We start from the raw sequence: 19093 nt of genomic DNA on the forward strand, positions 1-19093 counted from the left end.
CGCTTTGGACTTGATTGCACGTCGCCGCGAGAAAACGAGGCGTCAGAACCTGCCGATAGACCCATTTCAAGCTCTCCCTACCCAGGAGATGGGTACGCCTGCACAAAAAAAATGCAATTTGAGTCTTACATCAGCTGGAGGAGGTTTAGCGATCAATAAATTATGTTGTATTAATGCAACAATCCGCCAATTTACTCTTGTACAGGTACAAGTTAGCCAGCTTGCGGCTTGCAAGCACGGCCGACGATCATTGAGGCCCAACTCTAATCGTGGCTGACACGAAAGTCGAAACGCTGCCTGGCGAACGGCTCATTCTCAAATGTGAAATGCCACCATTCACGGGCATAGTTCCTGAAGCCGCCTGCTCGCATGGCCTCGATGAGTAATTTGCGGTTTGCTGCTGCGTCCTTGCCGAGCGGACGGTGCGCCGTCTCGCTTATTGGGTCGAAACAGTCGAAGCCGGCGCCGAAGTCGAGCGCGTCGGCATCCCCGGCGCCGCAGGCCGTTTTCGCGATGGAGCGGTCGTCGATCCGGGCGAGGGCGAGATCGACCGTCGAGCCGCGCGAATGCGCCGACAGGCGAGCGACGTAGCCCCTGGCGATGAGATCGCCGCGCGCGACCTTCGGATACCATTGCGGGTCGGGCGGTCCGCCTTGGGCCGACCAGTCGCCCATATCGGCGACTGCGCGGGCAGGCCGGTAACAATCGAAGACCACCAGCGTCAGGCCCTTGGAGGCAATCGCCTTCTGGACGCGGGCGAGGGCCTGCGCCGCCTGCCGGGTGAGGATGCAGACCGGGGCATCATAGCCGTTCACCTTGCGGTGCAGGAAGTTGTCCGTGCCGGCGTAGCGGATGTCCTGGCGGATGGAGGAATCGACTTCGGCGAGCCGGACAAAGCCCGGAGGCAAGGCATCGGCGTGCGCGGGCGCGACCAGAGAGGCGATGGCCAGGGCGAAAAAGCCAATGCGCTGAATCGTCTGGCGCACCCTATTCAAGAAGCGCTTTCACTGGACGAACACCTTGACGCTGGCAGCTCTTCCGGCGGCGTCGATGACAGTCAGCGTCGAATAGCCGGCACCGTCGGGCAGCCAGGTCGCGGTGCGGCGGCGGTCTAGGCCGAGCAGCGGCTTGCCATTGGCCAGCCAGCGGAACGGCGCGCGGCCGCCCTGCAGTTTGAGCACCAATGGCGAGGCGTCGGCCGAGTTGGTGGCGAGATCGACGCGCGCGCCGTCCGGCGGGAAGATGATGGTCGGTGCGGGTTCGGTTACGGTCGCCTGCACCAGGCCATCCGCGCCGGCGCCGAAGCGGGTGAGCGTCACCGGCAATTCGTTGCGGCGCGGGGTGAAGGCGCCCGGCGGCTTGCCCGGCAGCGCTACGGTCGCCAGCCCCGAACGGACAAAACCCTCGAACAGGATGGGGGCGGCCGAGACATAGCCGGAAAGACCGGGCACCGCGCCGGCATCGGGCCGGCCGACCCACACGCCCAGCACATAGCGGCCATCGAAGCCGACCGACCATGCATCGCGGTAGCCGTAGGAGGTGCCGGTCTTGTAGGCGATGCCTCGCTGCGAGGCACCTTCGGGCGGCTTCACGCCCGACAGGATGTCGATGATCTGCCAGTTGGCCTGCTCGTTGAGGATGGTGGTGGTCGTGGTCTCGGCATTGGCCGGTTCCGTGCCGTCGCGCAGCGTGTGCGTCTTGCCGCCATTGGCGAGCCCCGTATAGAGCTGGACCAGATCGCGCAGCGTCACGCCGACGCCGCCGAGGCCGATGGCGAGGCCAGGCGCCTCGTTGACCGGGAGGATCGGGTTGACGCCGGCCTGCCGGAAGCGCGCCGTCAGCCGCGCCGGGCCGACGGCGTCGAGGATGCGGATCGCCGGCACGTTGAGAGACAGTTGCAGGGCCTGGCGAACGCTGACATCGCCCTGGTAGCCCATATCGAAATTCCTCGGCCGGTAGCCGCCGAAATCGACCGGGCTGTCCTCGATCAGCGTCTCCTGCGCCAGCAGTCCCTGCTCGAAGGCGAGGCCATAGATGAAGGGCTTCAAGGTGGAGCCTGGCGAGCGCACGACCTTGGTCATGTCGATCCAGCCGGAGCGGCTGGAATCGAAGAAATTGGCGGAACCGACTTCACCGAGGATGTCGCCGGTGCGGGAATCGGCCAGCACCATGGCGACGGAGAGGCGCGGCCCGAGCTTGCTGGCGGCGTCCCTGGCAACCTGTTCCAGGCCCTGCTGGACGCTTTTGCGGATCGTCAGCCTCAGCGGCTGGCCCGGAACGGCCTTGGGCAGCATGGCATAGGAGGCGTGCGCGGCGAGCGCCGGTAGCGTGCGGCGCAGGCCCGAGACATCGTCGAGCGCGGCGCGCGCCGCCTCGCGCTCGCCGATCAGGCCTGACGAGACCATGCGGGTCAGCACGCGGTCACGGGCGGCGTGGGCGATCTCCAGATTGCGGTCGGGCCGGCGTCTTTCCGGCAGTTGCGGCAGGGCCACGAGCAGGGCGGCCTCCGAGACGGTCAGCCGCTTCGGCTCCTTGCCGAAATAGGCGAGCGAGGCGGCGCGCACGCCTTCGAGGTTGCCGCCGTAAGGCGCCAGCGTGAGGTAGCGTTCCAGGATCTCGCGCTTCGACAGCCGCCGCTCGATCTGGATGGCGCGCAGCATCTGCTTGATCTTGGAGCCGATGCTGCGGCTGTCGCGCGGCTCGATCAGGCGCGCGAGCTGCATCGACAGGGTCGAGCCGCCGGACACGATATGGCCGCTGGTGATGAGCTGGCCGGCGGCGCGGCCGAGCGCCAGCACATCGACGCCTTCATGATCCCAGAAGCGCTTGTCCTCATAGGTGACCAGCATGTCGACGAACTGCTTGTCGACCTGATCGAGACGGGTTTCCAGCCGCCAATAGCCATCCGGCGTGGCAAAGGCGCGAAGCAGCTGGCCGTCACGGTCCTGGACTTCCGTCGAGACGGTCAGCTTTTCGGGGAGCGGCGGCGGGAAGGCGCGGTCGAGTTCCCAAAGCAAAGCGACGGAGATGGCAAGAAGGCCGACGCAGGAAGCTGCGGTTATTGCTGCCCGGCGGAGAAACTTCCTTGAAAGCATGGCGCCGCCCCTCATTGTCCTGCCGGACATTTCTCCCCGTATAGAGACGGGGAGAAAGGGGCTTGCCGAGGCCGTCGCGACAGTCTCCTTCTCCCCGTCTCTATACGGGGAGAAGGTGCCGGCAGGCGGATGAGGGGCAGCGCCGTCGTCCTGTTCATGATCTCCACCAAGGGCACCTTACGGCGCCTTGATCTCCATCATGCCGGTGGCGGTGCGGGCGGAGAATTGCGGCCGGTACATGTCCTCCACCGTCGCCGCCGGATGCGCGTAAGTGCCGGGCGTCACGGCACGCACGACATAGGCGAGCGTCAGATTGTGGTCGTGGTCGCCGTCGGCGGGGTTGAATGCCGCGACGAAGCGGTCGTCGCGGAATTCCAGATGCGCGGCATCGGTCTGCGCCAGCCAGGAGAAGTTCGACAGCTGGGCGCTGGAGACGAGGCCCGGATTGTCGATCTCGAAGCCGGCCGGCAGAAGGTCGGTGACCAGCAGGCGCGACGGCCAGCTGTTCTGTTCGGTGACCTTGAGCACGACGACATAACGTTCGTTCTGGGTCGCCTCCGTCACATTGGCCTCGGTGCCATCGAGCTTGTAGTAGGTGCGGTCGATGGTGAAGCCTTCGCCGCCGGCCGGCAGGGGCTGGATAGGCGACGCCACTGTGGTGACGACGGCCTGCAGCGGGGTCTTGCCGGTGTTGGCGATTTCGAGCGGGCTGTCCACCAGGTCGGAGCCGCCGACCTGGTTGGAATAGCCACCCGAATGTGGCGCGCCATTGACGGTCAGCGCGATCGAGTCGTTGCCTTCCTTCAACGCGCGGGCGGCCAGCAGCATCCAGGAATCATCCTGGGTGGTGGTCCAGCGCACTTCGGCGCGTTCCCGGGTCACCAGCTTGATCAGCTCCGGCACGATCGTCGAGACTGGCTTGGATTCCGCCGCCAGCGACAGCATCGCGGCGCCGTCACGCAACGCCGAGCCGTAGTCGGAGCGGTACCAGTCGTAGTCGGTCTGCGACTTGGCCAGTTGCAGCGCGGTCTTGAACGTCGCCTCCGAGCGCTGCGTGTCGCAGTAGAGCGCAAGGCTCGCCGTCAGCTGGGCGACGGCCATCGGGCTCGAGAAGGCTTCGAGCTGGGTGTCGGCGTAGTAGCGCAGATCGCCGATCGAGGCCTTCTTGTTGCGGGCCAGAACGTAGAGCGCGTAGGCGATCTCGCTGCCGCGATCCTGTACGCTCTGGTCGTAGCCGAGCGAGTTCTGCAAGTTGTTGAGCGCCTGGTTCATGGCCAGAGCCGGCACGTCGTATTTCTGTTCCCGCGCCCTGGTCAGGAATTCGCTGACATAGGCGTCGAGCCAGAGATCGCCGGAGCCGGGACCCCAGAGGCCGAAGCTGCCGCTGGAGGACTGGTAGCTCAGCACCTTGTAGATGGCGTCCTGGATGCGGCCATGCAGGTCCGGGTCGCTTTCCATGCCGATGCCCGACGCCATCTCGTTGACATAGAGCAGCGGCATGGCGCGGCTGGTGGTCTGCTCGGCGCAACCATAGGGGTAGCGGTCGAGCGTCATCAGCAGCGAGGGCACGTCGAAGGCTGCCGCCTGCGAAACGCCGACGCTGACCGAAGCGCCATCGAGCAGGCTGGCGGCCAGCAGTTCCTTGTCGACACGCAGCGCGCCGCCATTGCCCTTGAGGTCGACCACGAGGCGCGTGGTGACCGGCAATTGCGCCGGACGCACCGGCACATAGAGCGTCTGCTCGACCTTGGTGCCGTCGGCATGCGCAAGCTTGATGGTCAGCGAGGCGTTGCCCGGCGTCTTGGCGATCAGCGGCACGGTCAAGGTCTGGCGCTTGCCCTGGGCGAGCGTCAGCTTCTGGGGCAGGGGCTTGTCGCCCGTCGAGAGGTCGCCCGTCGTGTCGATCGACAGCGCATAGTCGCCGGCCGGGCCGTCGGTGTCGGCGACGTCGAGCCGCATGACGGCGTTGTCGCCAGGCGCCAGGAACCGCGGCAGGCCGGCGGTGATCACCACCGGATCGCGCACGATCACGTCCGACTGGGCATGGCCGACCGCTTCCTTGGTCCAGGCGACAGCCATGACGCGCACGGTGCCGTTGAACTGCGGAATGTCGAAGTCGATCCGCGCCTTGCCGTCGGCGTCGAGCTGGACCGGACCGGAGAAGAAGGCGACCAGCTTTTCGGTGGGCGGGCTGCCCTGCGTCTGCATGTTGGCGCCGTCGCCGCCGGTCCTGAGCTTGCCGGTGGTGCCGAGCGAACCGTCGATCAGACGGCCATAGATGTCACGGATCTCCATGCCCAGCATGCGCTGGCCGAAGAACCAGTTTTCGGGGTCCGGCGCCTTGTAGTTGGTGAGATTGAGGATGCCGACATCGACGGCGGCGACCATGACATAGGCGTTGGCGCCCGGCTGCACCCCGGCCACCGAGACCGGGATCGACAGCTGCTGGCGCGGCATGGTCTTTTCAGGCGGCGTCAGCGTGACCGCGAGCTTCTTGGCGCCCGGGTCGACCTTCAGCCATTTCACGCCGATGGCGCGGGCGGGCATACGTGTTTCCTGCGCATCGCCCGGCCGGAACAGGGTTGCCGTGACATAGGCGCCGGCGCCCCAGTCGTCGCCGACCGGGATGTCGACGGTGCTGCCGCCGGCCGGCACGGTGGCCGTGATGGTCTTCAAGAGCTTGTCGGAACCGATGTTGACCAGCAGTTCGCCGGCAAAATGCGGCGAGATTTTCAGCTTGGCCACCTCGCCGGCGGCGTAATTGTCCTTGTCGAGGGCAATCTCCAGGCCGTCGGGCGTTTCGGTGGTGGTCGAGGCGACATACCAGCCGGCGTCGAACTCGTAGCTGGTCGCCGGTCCTTCCGGGTCCGAGGTTTCGATCTCGAGCCGGTACCGGCCCCAGTCGACAGGAACGGAGACGGTGGCGTCGCCATCGGCGTTAAGGTCGATCTGGCCGTTGGCGATCGACTTGGTGAAGGTCACCGGCTCGTAGTTCCAGGAATTGTTGGAGCGGTACCACTGGTAATTGCGCTCGACCTTGACCAGCGTCCATTGCGCGCCTTTCAGCGCCTCGCGCTTGCCGTCGGGATCGACCGCGATCAGGCTGAACTTGGCGGTGCCGCCCTGCGGCACTTCATCGTCGGCGAAATCCGAGCGGATGCCGATCATATGGCCCTGCGGGCGGATGCCGATGTTGAGCGAGCGCTCGATGGCGCGGCCGCCGGTTTCGCGCATACGCACGGTCACCTTGCCGTCGACCAGTTTCGTGGTCGAAGGCAGTTGGTCGACACTGACAGGGAAGGTCGCCTTGCCGTCATCGCCAACCACAGGCAAGTTGGTCAGCGGCGTGACCGTTGGTTCCGCCGACTGTTCGTCGGCGAGGCCGAAGGAGAAGTTGGGGAAGCGGTCCCAGCTGCGCGAGGTCGACAGCGTCAGCTCGCCTTCCAACGCCAGGCCCGCCGCCGGCGCGCCATAGAGGAAGCGGCCGTCGATGGCTATGTTGGCGGTTTCGCCGCGCGCGATCTCCTGCTTGTCGGCCTTCATGTCGAATTCGATGCGATCCGGCACGAAGTCCTCGACCAGGAACATCTGGCTGGCGACGGCCGGCTGCTTGGGATCGGTGTAGATCGAAACCGACCAGGTGCCGCGCATCGCATTGGGCTCGAGCGGCAGGTCGACGGCATGGCCGCCGGCCGACGCGCCGTCGCTGACGATGCGGCGGTCCTCGACGCCGTCGGGGCGCGAGAAGATGAAGGTGAGCGGCAGGTTCTCCACCGCCTTGGCGGCACCGTCGCGGGCAAGCGCCGCGACATGCACGTCCTCGCCGGCGCGGTAGATGCCGCGCTCGGTCCAGGCATAGACGTCGAGCGCGCCGGGCGCGGCGCGTCCGGTGACGCCACGGTCAGACAGGTCGAAGCCGGCCTTGGCCATGTCGAGGAAGACGAAGTCATTGTCGCCCTGCTTGGCCATCAGCACGGCGGGCACCATGCCGCCGTCGCCACGCGTCAGGCCGGGATTGAACACGGCGTGTCCCTCGGCATCCGACGTCGCTGTGCCGAGAACCTCGTTGTTCCTGGCGACCAGCGTCAGTTCGGCGCCGGCGATCGGCTTGGCGGAGCCCAGCGAGCGGGCAAAGACGTTCAACCCGTCCTGGCCGGTATAGGTCGACAGGCCGATGTCGGAGACGACGAACCACTGTGTGGCGAGCGAACTGTAGCTGTCGTTCTTGTCGTTGACGGCTTGGGCCGTCAGCACATAGACGCCGGGCTTGCGCTGCGGCAGCGCTTCGTCGACCGGGAAGGAGGTGGTGACCTCCTTGTTGAGGTCGTTGACGATGTCGAGCTGGCCTTGCCAGACCGGCGCGCCCATCTGCTCGGAAATGTTGGAGATGTCATAGCCGTCGAGCTGGTGCAGGAACTGGTAGCCCGACAGAAGCTGCGCCAGCGACCGGTCGCCGATGCGGTAGAGCTTCATCTGGGCGGCGTTCATGTTGACGGTGACGACCGGGATGCCACGGCGCGCGCCGGCCGGCAGCACGAAGCTGTCGCCGGTGAAGCGGGCGGACGGTGCGCGGTCCTGCACATAGATCGACAGCACGGTGGGGGCGGCGGTGACTTCGCCGATCGCGGCCGGCAGGCCGGCGCGGAAGGTGACGTCATAATGCTGGCCGTGCTGGAGCCCCTCGACGCAGATCTGCTTGTCCTTGGCCTCGACGCCCTTTGGCGGCGCGTTGTCGACGGTGACGAACTGAGCGTAGTCGACGCCGGTCTTGACCAGTTCCTCGGAGAATTGGGCGCAGATGCGTGGCGCGCTGGTGTCGGCATCGACGCTGTGGTCGATGACGCGGAAACCCTTGCGGGCCTTCAGATCGGCATAGTCGGCCTGGACGGCAGGCGAAGGCACCAGCGCAAGGCTGGCCTCATAGGCCTGCAAGGCAGGCCGGTAGAGATCGCGCTTGTCGAGGCCGGCGCCGAGCAGCGCCAGCACCTCGGCGCGCGTCTTGGTTGTGCGCAGCAGCTTGTAGGCATTGAAAGCGGCCGAGGTGCTGTTTGCCGGCAAAGTGGAGGCTTCGGAGGTGTTGGCCGCGGGCTGCACGGCCAGCGTCTCGCGGGCCAGGTTGAGCCAGAGCTTGCCGTCGTCGGGCATCACCGAGACCGCGGACTCGTATTTCTGCATGGCCGAACGATGGTCGCCGGTCTGTACCGCCTGTTCGGCGGCGCCGATCAGGGCCGCCATGCCCTCGGTGGGCTTGTCGAAGGCCGGGCCGAGCAGCTTGTTGCGATACTGCTGGGCCTGATCGGCCATCCAGTTGGGGAAGAAGGCGAGTTCCGGTGGCGCGCCGATATCGGGATCGCCGTCGATGTTGACGATCTTGCCCGCAACGGCTCCATTGAACTGCTTCAGCTGGTTATAATCCGATTTTAGGAAGCACCACTTAGCCTTGGTGTTATAGGTGAAGGCGCGGCAGGCCGGATCGCCGAGGCATGTCGTCTTGCACTGATCGAGGGTGACGTTCTGGTCGGATCTGAGGTCGAAGCCGAAATAGTCGGAATTGTCGGTCGTTGCGATTCGCCGCGCCTCGGCCGCTTGCGCAACGCCACTCCAAGCGAAGAAAAAAAGGATCAGGATCGACAGACCACGAGCCGCGCGCATTGCCATAACACCCTCCGGACAATTTGCAGACGTCCGGGCATGTTCAAGCTTCAGTCGGGCTTGTCAACGCGCGGACGGGCAGGTTCCGCCTGCCAACGGTTTATTTTCCGGCCAAGGACCGGTATGCGGACAATAACCTGCATAGGACAGGGGATCACGCTTTCTTGCGGAAACGCAAAAGGTGTGAATTCCAAGCCCGTCCTATTTCAGACAATTGGATTGTGGCCCCTTTACGAGCGCTTCAGAACTTCATTCCAATTTTAGTTTTGTCACCTAGGTTGTCTTAATGCCGGCGCATGAAAAGCAGATGTCAGGAAGGAAAGCGCCAGGGCGCGCCCTTCCGCGCGCCCTGCTTCTGGCCGTTATGTGCTGGACCGCTCTGGTTGCCGAATCAGCGCCGGCGGCCGCGTTCGAGATTTTCGGCATCAAACTGTGGGGGTCGTCCAGCGACGAGGATGCCGACATCGTCGACCCGCTGCGGTACTCGGTGACCATCTCGGCCCCGGACGCCGACAAGGATCTGGTCAAGAAGCTCGAAAACGCCTCGGCGCTGAAGAGCGATGAAAAACGCCCCGTCTCCGGCTCGCTCGGCCTGATGGCCAAGGCGCGCGGCGACCGTGAGCAGCTTGTCGCGGCCCTTTACGCCGATGCCCGCTATGAAGGCGTCGTCACCATCACCATCGACGGCAAGCCGCTCGACGAATTGCAGCCGGACGCCGAGTTCAAGGGTCCACAGCCGATCCCTGTTGCCATCGATATCGCCGCCGGCCCCAAATTCACCCTCGGCAACATCCGGCTGGAAGGCGACGCGGCGGGGCTGATGGGCGCCGACTACGGCCTGATCGCGGGCGGCGATGCCGGGTCAGGCGCGGTGCTCAAGGCCGAAGCGCTGATCGTGCGGACGCTGAAGGAAGAGGGCAGGCCGCTGGCCAAGGTTACCGACCGGCAGATCGTCGCCGACCATGCGACCTCGACGCTCGATGTGACATTGACGGTCGCCGCCGGACCGGTCGCCGGCTATGGCGCGACAACCGTGGAAGGCACCGAGAAGGTCGACCGCGACTTCACCGAATACATGACCGGGCTGAAGCGCGGCAGGCAATATTCGCCGCAGGAGATCAGCGACGCGCGCGACAGGCTGCTGGCGCTCGAGGTCTTCAACAGCGTGACATTGAAGGAAGCCGACAAGCTCGATGCCGACGGCAACATTCCGATCGGCGTCCAGGTCAGCGAGCGCAAGCCGCGCTATTTCGGCCTCGGCGGCACCTTCTCGAACACCGAGGGCCTGGGCCTGGAAGGCTATTGGGGGCACCGCAACCTGTTCGGCCAGGCCGAGAAGCTGCGCATCGACGGCGCCATCTCAGGCATCGGCAGCAACGATCTGTCGAGCCTCAATTACAATGCCGGCATCATGTTCGAGAAACCCGGCGTGATCGGGCCGGCCTCGAAATTCTTCGCCAATGTGAAGACGGTCTTCGAGCATCCCGACGCCTACGACCATTTCTCGGTCAAGGGCAGCACCGGCCTGTCCTACGAACTCGACAAGAAGCAGACCGTCTCGGCGGAGGTCGCGCTTGATTATTCCCGGATCCGCGATGCCTTCGGCAAGCACACCTACCTGATCGCCAGCGTTCCCTTGCAATATGTCTACGACAACAGGGACAGCCGCCTCAACCCGACCAAGGGCTTCAGGGTGCTGGCCTATGCCGAGCCGAGCTACGACATCCTGAGCGGAGCCGCCTTCCTCAAGCTCAAGGGCGAGGGTTCGGCCTATCAGTCGCTGGACACGGCCTCGAAATTCGTGCTCGCCGAACGCGTCGCGGCCGGCTCCATCGTCGGCACCGGGCTCGAAAACGTGCCGGCCGACCGGCGCTTCTATTCGGGCGGCGGCGGTTCGGTGCGCGGTTACGCCTATCAGGGCATCGGCCCCAAGGACTTTACCGGTCAGCCGACCGGCGGCCTGTCCTTCTTCGAAACGTCCGTTGAAATGCGCATTGCCGTGACCGACACGATCGGCATCGTGCCGTTCGTCGATGCCGGTACGGTGTCGACGAAATCGGTTCCCAATTTCTCCGACGTCAAGGTCGGCGCCGGCGTCGGCCTGCGCTACGTCACGCCGTTCGGTCCGCTGCGCATCGACGCAGCGTTGCCGCTCAACCGGGGTCCAGGGGATCCGCGTTTCGGCATCTACGCCGGTATCGGGCAGGCTTTCTGAAGATGAAGACGGTCTGGCGCATCCTTCGCATTGTCCTCTACACGCTGCTCATCGTGGTCGCGGGCGCGATCGGCGCGCTTGTCGTGCTGACCAAGACCGAGCGCGGACGCGACAATCTCGCCGGCATCATTTCGCGGCTGGCCTCGAATGACGACCGCAAAGTCACCGTCCACGGCATCGACGGCATCTGGTCGGGGGCGCTCAGCGTCGACAATGTCGTGCTGGAGGACCGCAACGGCGCCTGGCTGGTGGCGCGCAAGGTGGCGATCGATTGGTCGCCGCTGGCGCTGCTGTCGAAGAACTTCAGCGCCGAGCGCATTGCCGCCGAGCGCATCGAACTTGCCCGGCTGCCGGTTGCCGGTACGCAGCCGCCGGCACAGGGCGGCACGACGACGCTGCCGGTGTCCATCGACATCAAACAGATCGACCTGCCGGAAATCGCGCTTGGCCAGCAACTGGCCGGCAGCGGCATCGCCGAACTCGCGGCCAAGGGCACCGTCAAGGTCGATCCCGCGCCGCTGGCGGTGGAAAGCGTGCTCAACGTCACCCGCCATGACGGCAAGCAGGGCAATGTCGACGCCAACATTCATTTCTCGCCGGCCGACAACAAGCTCGACCTCGACCTCAAGGCGTCGGAGCCGGCGGGCGGCATCATCGCCAACCTGCTCAAGCTGCCCGGCGCGCCGCCTGTCGATATAGCGGTGACGGGGCAGGGGCCGCTCGGGAACTGGAGCGGCACTGGCACTTTCGCCGTCGACGGCCAGGTGGTCACGCAACTGACCGGTACCCACAAGCTGACTGACAAGGGCAATCATGTCACGGCCAAGGGCGACGGCGATTTCGCGCGCTTCCTGCCGGACAATCTGAAGCCGCTGTTTGCCGGCAAGACCAGTTTCGACGTCGCGGGCACCGCAACGGCGGCCGGCGGTGTCAGCATCGACCGGGCCAGCATCGAAAGCGATGCGGTGCACGGCACCGCGACCGGGATTGCCGATCCGGCCGGGGCCAGCGATCTTTCGGTCCAAATCGCCGCCAAGGGCGCGCCGGTGCAGATCACGGTGGGCAGCGCCGCGCAGCCGATCACCCTGGCGATCAGGAACGCCACCGCGCGCGCCTTCGGCGACGGCAAGACGCCGATCGTCGATATCGGCGCTTCGCTGGCGTCGGTGGTGGCGGGCGGCACCCAGCTCAACGATCTTTCGGGGCAGATCCATTCCGACGGCTTCGATATCCAGAACCGCAGCGGGCCCCTGGCGGTCAAGCTGCAGGCGGGTGGCCTGAAGACGGACCTGGCGACGCTGGCGCCGTTGATCACCGGCAAGGTCGATGTCGATCTCGCGGGTTCGCTGAGCAAGGACGCCATCATCATCGACAAGGGCACGCTGCATTCCGATGCGCTCGACGCCGGCCTGACCATGACGGTGGCGCTCGCCGATCTTTCGGTGCAGCTCAAGATGAATGCCGATGCGGTTTCGACCGCCTTGCCGCCGCAGATCAGCTCGGTGCTGGGCGAGCGGGTGAAATTCTCGGCCGCCGCGACGCGCGATCCGCAAGGCGGCTTTGCAGCCAATTCGATCTCGTTGACGTCGGGCTCGCTTACCGCCAGCGGCACCGCCAGCGCGCAAGGCAGCGATATCCAGGCCGACATCAAGGGCACGCTTGGCGATGTCTCGGTGCTGTCGCCGCTGGTTGGCGTGCCGGTCGCCGGCGGCGTCGATTTCGAGCTCTCGGCGACCGGCCCGCGCTCCGCGCCGGACTTCACGGTCTCCGCCGGCAGCGACAGCCTGACCGCCTCTGGCCGTACGGTGAAGGCGATCAAGCTCGCGGCAACCGGCAAGGCCGACATCGTCAACCCTTCCGCCAATGTGTCGCTGACCGGCGCCGTCAACGACCAGCCGCTCAACGTCAAGGCGGCGCTGGTAACGAGCGAAGGCAGGCGTTCGGTCAACGGCCTGCTGATCGCGCTCGGCGACAACAAGGTGTCGGGCGACCTCGCGCTCGACGACAAATTCCTGCCTTCGGGCACGCTGACGCTCGCCGCGCCCGCGATCGATCAGCTGGCGGCGCTCGCCGGGCAGGCGGTGACGGGCGATATCAACGGCACCATCAATTTCGCCAAGGAGGGCGACGCCCCGTCCGTCGCCATCGATGCGAAAAGCAGTTCGGTCGCGCGCGGCGACGTGACGGCCAGGGCGATCGCCATCAATGCGCTGATTGCCAATTATCTGAAGGCGCCGGCCATTTCCGGCACCATCAAGGCCGACGCGGTCACCTCGGGAACAACCGAAATCGGCGGGATCGGCGTCGACCTGAAGCGCGACGGCGACTGGACCAATTTCACCGGCGGCGCCACGATCGCCGGAATTCCGGCGACCGCCGCCGGCCGGGTGAAGATCGCGGGCGGCACCACCAGTGTCGAGATTGCCTCGGGTGAGGCGACGGTTCGCGGCATCAAGGCGGCGATCGCGGCTCCGTCCTCGCTTTCCATAGCCAATGGCACGACCAGCATCGACAGCCTGGCGCTCGATGTCGGTGGCGGTTCGGTGACCCTGTCGGGCACGGCGGGCCAGACGCTCGATCTGGCGGCGAAATTCTCCGCGCTGCCGGCGGCCCTTGCCAATGAATTTGCGCCCGGCCTCGACGCCTCGGGAACGCTCGGCGGCACCGCGCAGGTGACTGGAACGCCGGCCACTCCGGAAGTCCGGTTCGATGCCAAACTGGCCGGCCTCGAAACCAGCCAGACCCGTCAGGCCGGGCTCGGCTCGCTCGCCCTCGATGCGGCGGGCATCTATACGATGGCTGGCGGGGTTGCCCTCGACCATGCCAATCTTTCCGGCGACAAGATTTCCGGCAAGGCCACCGGCACCATCAACCCCAACGGCGCCAGCGATTTCGCGCTCGATCTGACGTCGTCTGGGCCAAGCCTGCCGTTGACGGTCGGCAGCGCCGAGAGCCCCGTCAGGCTCGAGGTCCAGTCCCTTTCGGCGAAAGTGGCGGGCGAGAGCACGCAGGCCCGCCTCGACCTCTCCGCCATCCTGCCGTCGATCTCCACCAGTCCGGCCAAGGTGGACGGCCTGGTCCTTGCCTTGCATTCGGATGCTTTCGACCTGAAGAACCGCGCCGGCCCGGTTTCCGGCACGGTGTCGGTCGACAAGGTCGGGCTCGACAATCCCGCCATCGCGCCACTCATCGCCGGCAAGGTGACGGCGGCGCTCAGCGCCAGGCTGAGCCCGGACGGCGTCGCCATCGACAGCGGCTCGCTGAAGAGCGATGCGCTGAGCAGCCAGGTGGCCGGCAACGTCTCGCTCAGCGACGGCGCCATCGATCTTAAGCTGAACGCGGACGCGCCCTCATCGGCTTTGCCGGGCGCGGTGCGCGGCATGCTTGGCGAGCGCGCCCAGATCAGCGCCACGCTGAAACGCGACCCCAAGGGCGGTATCACGGTCGACGGGCTGAAACTGGCCTCCGGCGCGCTGAGCGCGGCTGGGCAGGCGAGCCTTGCCGACAACAAGGTGGCGGCCGACATCACCGGCGCGCTGAGCGACATCTCGCTGCTGTCGAAGGACGCCAAGGGCGCCATCGCCTTTGCGCTGAACGCCCAGGGCCCTGCCATGGCGCCGGACCTGTCGCTGACGGTCAACAGCGATCGGCTGCTGGTGGCGGCGCGCGAGATCACCGGCCTGAAGCTTACGGCCACAGGCAAGGCGGACGCCGCCAACCCGGCGGCCAACGTGCAACTGACGGGCAATGTCGCCGGCCAGCCCTTGCAGGGCAATGCGGTGCTGGCGACGGCGGGCGGCAAGAGCGCCATCAACGGTCTGCTTTTGTCTCTCGGCAAGAACCGGATCTCCGGCGACCTGGCGCTGGATGAGAAATTCGTGCCCGAAGGCACCATAGCGCTTGATCTGCCTGATATCGGGCCGCTCGCGGCGCTGGCGCTGGAGAAGGCCGAAGGGGACGTGCGCGGCACGATTTCGTTCTCCAGGAACGGCGCGGCACCCCAGGTCGCGGTCAAGGCCAACACCGCTTCGATCACGCGCGGCGACCTTCAGGCGAAGGCCGTTTCCATCGATGCGCTGATCGCCAACTATCTCGAGGCGCCGGTGATCTCCGGTACGATCCGCGCCGATACCGTCAACTCAGGCGGCACTGTCATCAGCGGCATCGATGTCGATCTCAAGCGCGACGGCGACTGGACCGGCTTTTCCGGCGGCGCCACGGTCAAGGGCATTCCGGCCAGGGCCGCGGGCCGCGTGAAGGTGGCCAATGGTGTCACGACCATCGAGCTTGCTTCCGGCCAGGCGACCGTACAGGGCATCAAGGCGGCGATCGCCCAGGCCTCGACGATCAGCATCGCCAACGGCACGACGAGCCTCGACCGGCTGGTGCTGAACCTCGGCGGCGGCACGGCGACCGTGACCGGCAAGGTCGGCCAGGCGCTCGACATCAACGCGACACTGGCGCGGGTGCCGATGTCGCTCGCCAACAGTTTCTCGCCGGGGCTCGACGCCGCCGGTTCGATTTCGGGCACGGCAAAGGTGACCGGTGCGCCGGCCAATCCGTCCGTTGCCTTCAATATTGACGCGGCCGGCGTCCAGACGTCGCAGACCAGGGGCGCCGGCGTCGGCGCGGTCAACGTCTCCTCATCGGGCACTTTCGCCGCCAGCAAGCTGACCTTCAACGCCAATGTCAGCGATGGCGCCGGCCTTGGCCTCAAGGGCGGCGGCACGGTGACAGTGGCGGGCACGCCGGCGCTGGTACTCGACTTCAATGGCGCGGTGCCGTTCGGCCTGCTCGCCGACAAGCTCGCCGCGCAAGGCCTGTCGCTGACGGGAACGGCCAGTGTGAATGTCCAGGTGCGCGGGCCGGCGACTTCGCCGGTCATCGGCGGCAGCGTCAAGACCTCGGGCGCGCGGCTGGTGGACGCCAGTTCAGGCCTGGCCGTCAACGACATCGCCGCCGACGTTTCGATCGGCGGCGGGGTCGCCAGGCTCAACCGGTTGACCGGAACGCTGTCGACGCGGGGCAGCCTGTCGGCCAGCGGCACGGTCGGAATCAACCCGGCGCAGGGCTTCCCGGCCGACCTGTCGATCAAGCTCACCGACGGCCGCTATACGGATGGGCGCGTGGTGACGGCCAATCTGGGTGGTGACCTGACGATCAAGGGGCCGCTTGTCTCGGCGCCTGCAATCGCCGGTACCGTCAATCTCGCCAAGACCGTGATTACCGTTCCGGACAAATTGCCCGGCTCGCTCTCGGCGCTCGACGTCAAGCACAAGAACGCGCCTGCTCCCGTGCGGGCACAGGACAAGGCGCTGCGCCCGGCGACGACGTCGGGCAAGAGCGGCGGCAGCGGCCTGGCGCTTGATGTCACCGTCAACGCGCCGAATCAGATCTTCATCCAGGGCAGGGGCGTCGACGCCGAGCTCGGCGGTTCGCTCAGGCTGACCGGGCCGGCCTCGTCGCCACAGGCGGTCGGCACCTTCACCCTGGAGCGGGGCCGGCTGTCTATCCTGGGCAAGCGGCTTACTTTCACCGAAGGAACGGTCGGCTTTTCCGGCTCGCTGGTGCCCTATCTCAACCTGACGGCGACAACGACCACCACCAGCGCCACGGTCACCATCGTGGTTTCGGGCGAGGCGACCAATCCGAAATTCACCTTCACCTCGGTGCCGGCGCTGCCCGAGGACGAGGTGCTAGCGCAGTTGATCTTCGGGCGCTCGATGTCCAACCTGTCGCCGCTGCAGATCGCGCAGCTGGCCGAAGCGGCCGGACAGCTGGCCGGTGTCGGCGGCTCGACCTCGCTGCTGGAAAACCTGCGCAGCGCCATCGGCGTCGACGATCTCGACGTTACCACGGACGATCAGGGCGGCACGGCGGTTTCGGCCGGAAAATATCTCAACGACCGCACCTATGTGACGATCCAGAAGGGCGACAAACCGGGCTCGGGCAAGGCGACGATCGACCTCAATGTCGGCAAGGGCGTGAAGCTGCGCGGCGAAGCGAATGACGCCGGCGAGGCCAAGGGCGGCATCTTCTACGAGAAGGAATATTGACAGGCTGGCCCTCAGCGTGGCCGGAACTGGCGCTGTCGTAACCTCTGTAAATGTATCAATTTAATCGCCCGGTGAGATTTTGGCGGAATCTGGGCGCACTAGCAATTTTGCGCCAAGACTGTCGCTATCACGCGAACCGCTCTCCTTCCAAAGTTGCACATTCGCTAACATGTTCCCAATCCATGTCGTCTTTGACATCATTGCCTGGATGCGGAATGTTAATCGGCGGAAAGCCAACAATGGGAGTTAGTCATGACAATTTATAAGAGCAACGGCGACAGCGTTCCGGATCACATCCTGGCCATGGCCGAAGAAGCCAAGTCGGGTAAGGTCGATCGCCGCGAATTCCTGGCGCTCGCCAGCATCTTCGGCGCGTCGACGGCCATGGCTTACGGCCTGCTCGGCCTTGCCGCTCCGACCCCGGCCAAGGCCGAGGACGTGCAGGGCAAGAAGGGCGGCGTGCTGAAAGTGGCGATGTCCGTCAAGGATCCCAAGGATCCGCGCACGGCCGACTGGTCGGAAATCGCCAATGCCGAACGCCAGGCCCTGGAGCCGCTGGTGAAGTACACCCACCAGTACACGTTCGCGCCCTATCTCCTGGCGAGCTGGGACATCAACGACGACGCCACCGAGTACACGCTGCATGTGCGGCCGGGCGTCGAATGGAACAATGGCGACAAGTTCACCGCCGACGACGTGATCTACAATTTCACCCGCTGGGCCGACAAGAACGCGGCGGGCAACTCGATGCCTGGCCGTCTCGGCAGCCTCGTCGACGAAAAGACCAAGAAATTGAGCGAAGGCTCGATCATCAAGGTCGACGACATGACGGTCAAGCTGAAGCTTGCCAAGCCTGACATCGCGCTCATCGCCAACCTGACCGACTATCCGGCGCTGGTCGTGCACAAGACCTTCGACGAGAAGGGCGCCAACTTCAAGAACTGCCCGATCGGCACCGGCCCGTTCGAGCTCGTTTCCTATGATGTCGGCCAGAAGGTCGTATACAAGCGCCGCACCACCGGCAAGTGGTGGCAGGGCGAAGCCTTCCTCGACGGCGTCGAGTTCATCGACTACGGCACCGATCCCGCCGCCACCGTCTCGGCCTTCGAATCGGGCGAAGTGCAGACCAACCACGAAACGACAGCCGACTACGTCAAGATCATCGAAGGCGTCGGCGCTCCGGTTTCGGAAGTGGTGACGGCGGCGACCGTTGTGTCGCGCTTCAACGTCAACGCGAAGCCCTATGGCGACCAGAAGGTGCGTCAGGCGATGTGCCTGGCCGTCGACAATTCTGTGGTGCTGCAGCTCGGCTACGGCAATGCCGGCACGCCGGCCGAAAACCACCATGTCGCGCCGATCCATCCGGAGTATGTCGCGCTGCCGAAGATTCCGCGCGACATCGCCAAGGCCAAGCAGATGCTGACGGAAGCCGGCGTGATCGATTTCGAGCACGAGCTGATCAGCAACGACGAGGACTACCACAAGAACACCACCGACGCGATCGCGGCGCAGCTGCGCGAGGCCGGCATCAAGGTGAAGCGCACCGTGCTGCCGAGCTCGACCTTCTGGAACGACTGGACGAAGTATCCGTTCTCGGAAACCAACTGGAACATGCGTCCGCTGGGCATCCAGGTCATCGCCATCGCCTACCGCTCGGGCGAAGCCTGGAACGAGACGGCCTATGCCAACCCTGACTTCGACAAGAAGGTCAACGAGGCGCTTGGCATTGCCGATGCCGAGAAGCGCAAGGTGGTGATGAAGGATGTCGAGCAGATTCTGCAGGACTCCGGCATCATCATCCAGCCGTACTGGCGCAAGCTCTACATCAACATCAAGCCCGAGGTGAAGAACCACTCGATGCACCCCACCTACGAGCATGATTTCGGCAAGGTCTGGCTCGACCAGGCGTGACCCACTGCTTGAGGGATGCGAAGGGCGAGAGCCCTTCGCACCCACGGGGATCGTCGCCGTTGCACCCGGTGCAGCGGCGGCGTGACGTCACAAGCTTTTCGAAACAGGGTTGACCGTATCTGACCCCAACCCGGCCGGCAGGGGGGCACAATGTTCTCATTTAT

The 19093-nt window shown here is 65.5% G+C and carries 6 protein-coding genes; 3 read left to right on the top strand and 3 right to left on the bottom strand.

What is annotated here, in order from left to right; genetic code table 11:
• Nucleotides 1-263: 263 nt before the first annotated feature.
• From J0I79_RS17890 to J0I79_RS17900, 3 genes are all read right to left on the bottom strand, one after another.
• Nucleotides 264-995, bottom strand: a complete 732-nt coding sequence (locus J0I79_RS17890; RefSeq protein WP_292861477.1) for a M15 family metallopeptidase — start codon at nucleotides 993-995, stop codon at nucleotides 264-266.
• Nucleotides 996-1004: 9 nt separating this feature from the next.
• Nucleotides 1005-3095 (bottom strand): penicillin-binding protein 1C, encoded by a 2091-nt coding sequence (gene pbpC, locus J0I79_RS17895; protein ID WP_292861480.1) that lies wholly within the window; start codon nucleotides 3093-3095, stop codon nucleotides 1005-1007.
• A gap of 177 nt (nucleotides 3096-3272) precedes the next feature.
• Complete coding sequence (locus J0I79_RS17900) at nucleotides 3273-8753, bottom strand: alpha-2-macroglobulin family protein (RefSeq protein ID WP_292861483.1); 5481 nt, start codon at nucleotides 8751-8753, stop codon at nucleotides 3273-3275.
• 280 nt (nucleotides 8754-9033) lie between these two features.
• Here J0I79_RS17900 and J0I79_RS17905 point away from each other — a divergent pair, with 280 nt between their 5' ends.
• The 3 genes from J0I79_RS17905 (at nucleotide 9034) to J0I79_RS17915 (ending at nucleotide 18929) form a co-directional block, all read left to right on the top strand.
• On the top strand, nucleotides 9034-10962 hold the full coding sequence (locus J0I79_RS17905; protein ID WP_292861486.1) for an autotransporter assembly complex family protein: 1929 nt from the start codon (nucleotides 9034-9036) through the stop codon (nucleotides 10960-10962).
• 2 nt (nucleotides 10963-10964) lie between these two features.
• Nucleotides 10965-17018 (top strand): translocation/assembly module TamB domain-containing protein, encoded by a 6054-nt coding sequence (locus J0I79_RS17910; protein WP_292861489.1) that lies wholly within the window; start codon nucleotides 10965-10967, stop codon nucleotides 17016-17018.
• Between the two features lie 252 nt (nucleotides 17019-17270).
• Entirely contained in the window at nucleotides 17271-18929 is a 1659-nt protein-coding gene (locus J0I79_RS17915) for an ABC transporter substrate-binding protein (RefSeq protein ID WP_292861492.1), read from the top strand.
• Nucleotides 18930-19093: the final 164 nt, after the last annotated feature.

The organism is Mesorhizobium sp., assembly GCF_017306585.1.
Taxonomy (GTDB): Bacteria; Pseudomonadota; Alphaproteobacteria; order Rhizobiales; family Rhizobiaceae; genus Mesorhizobium.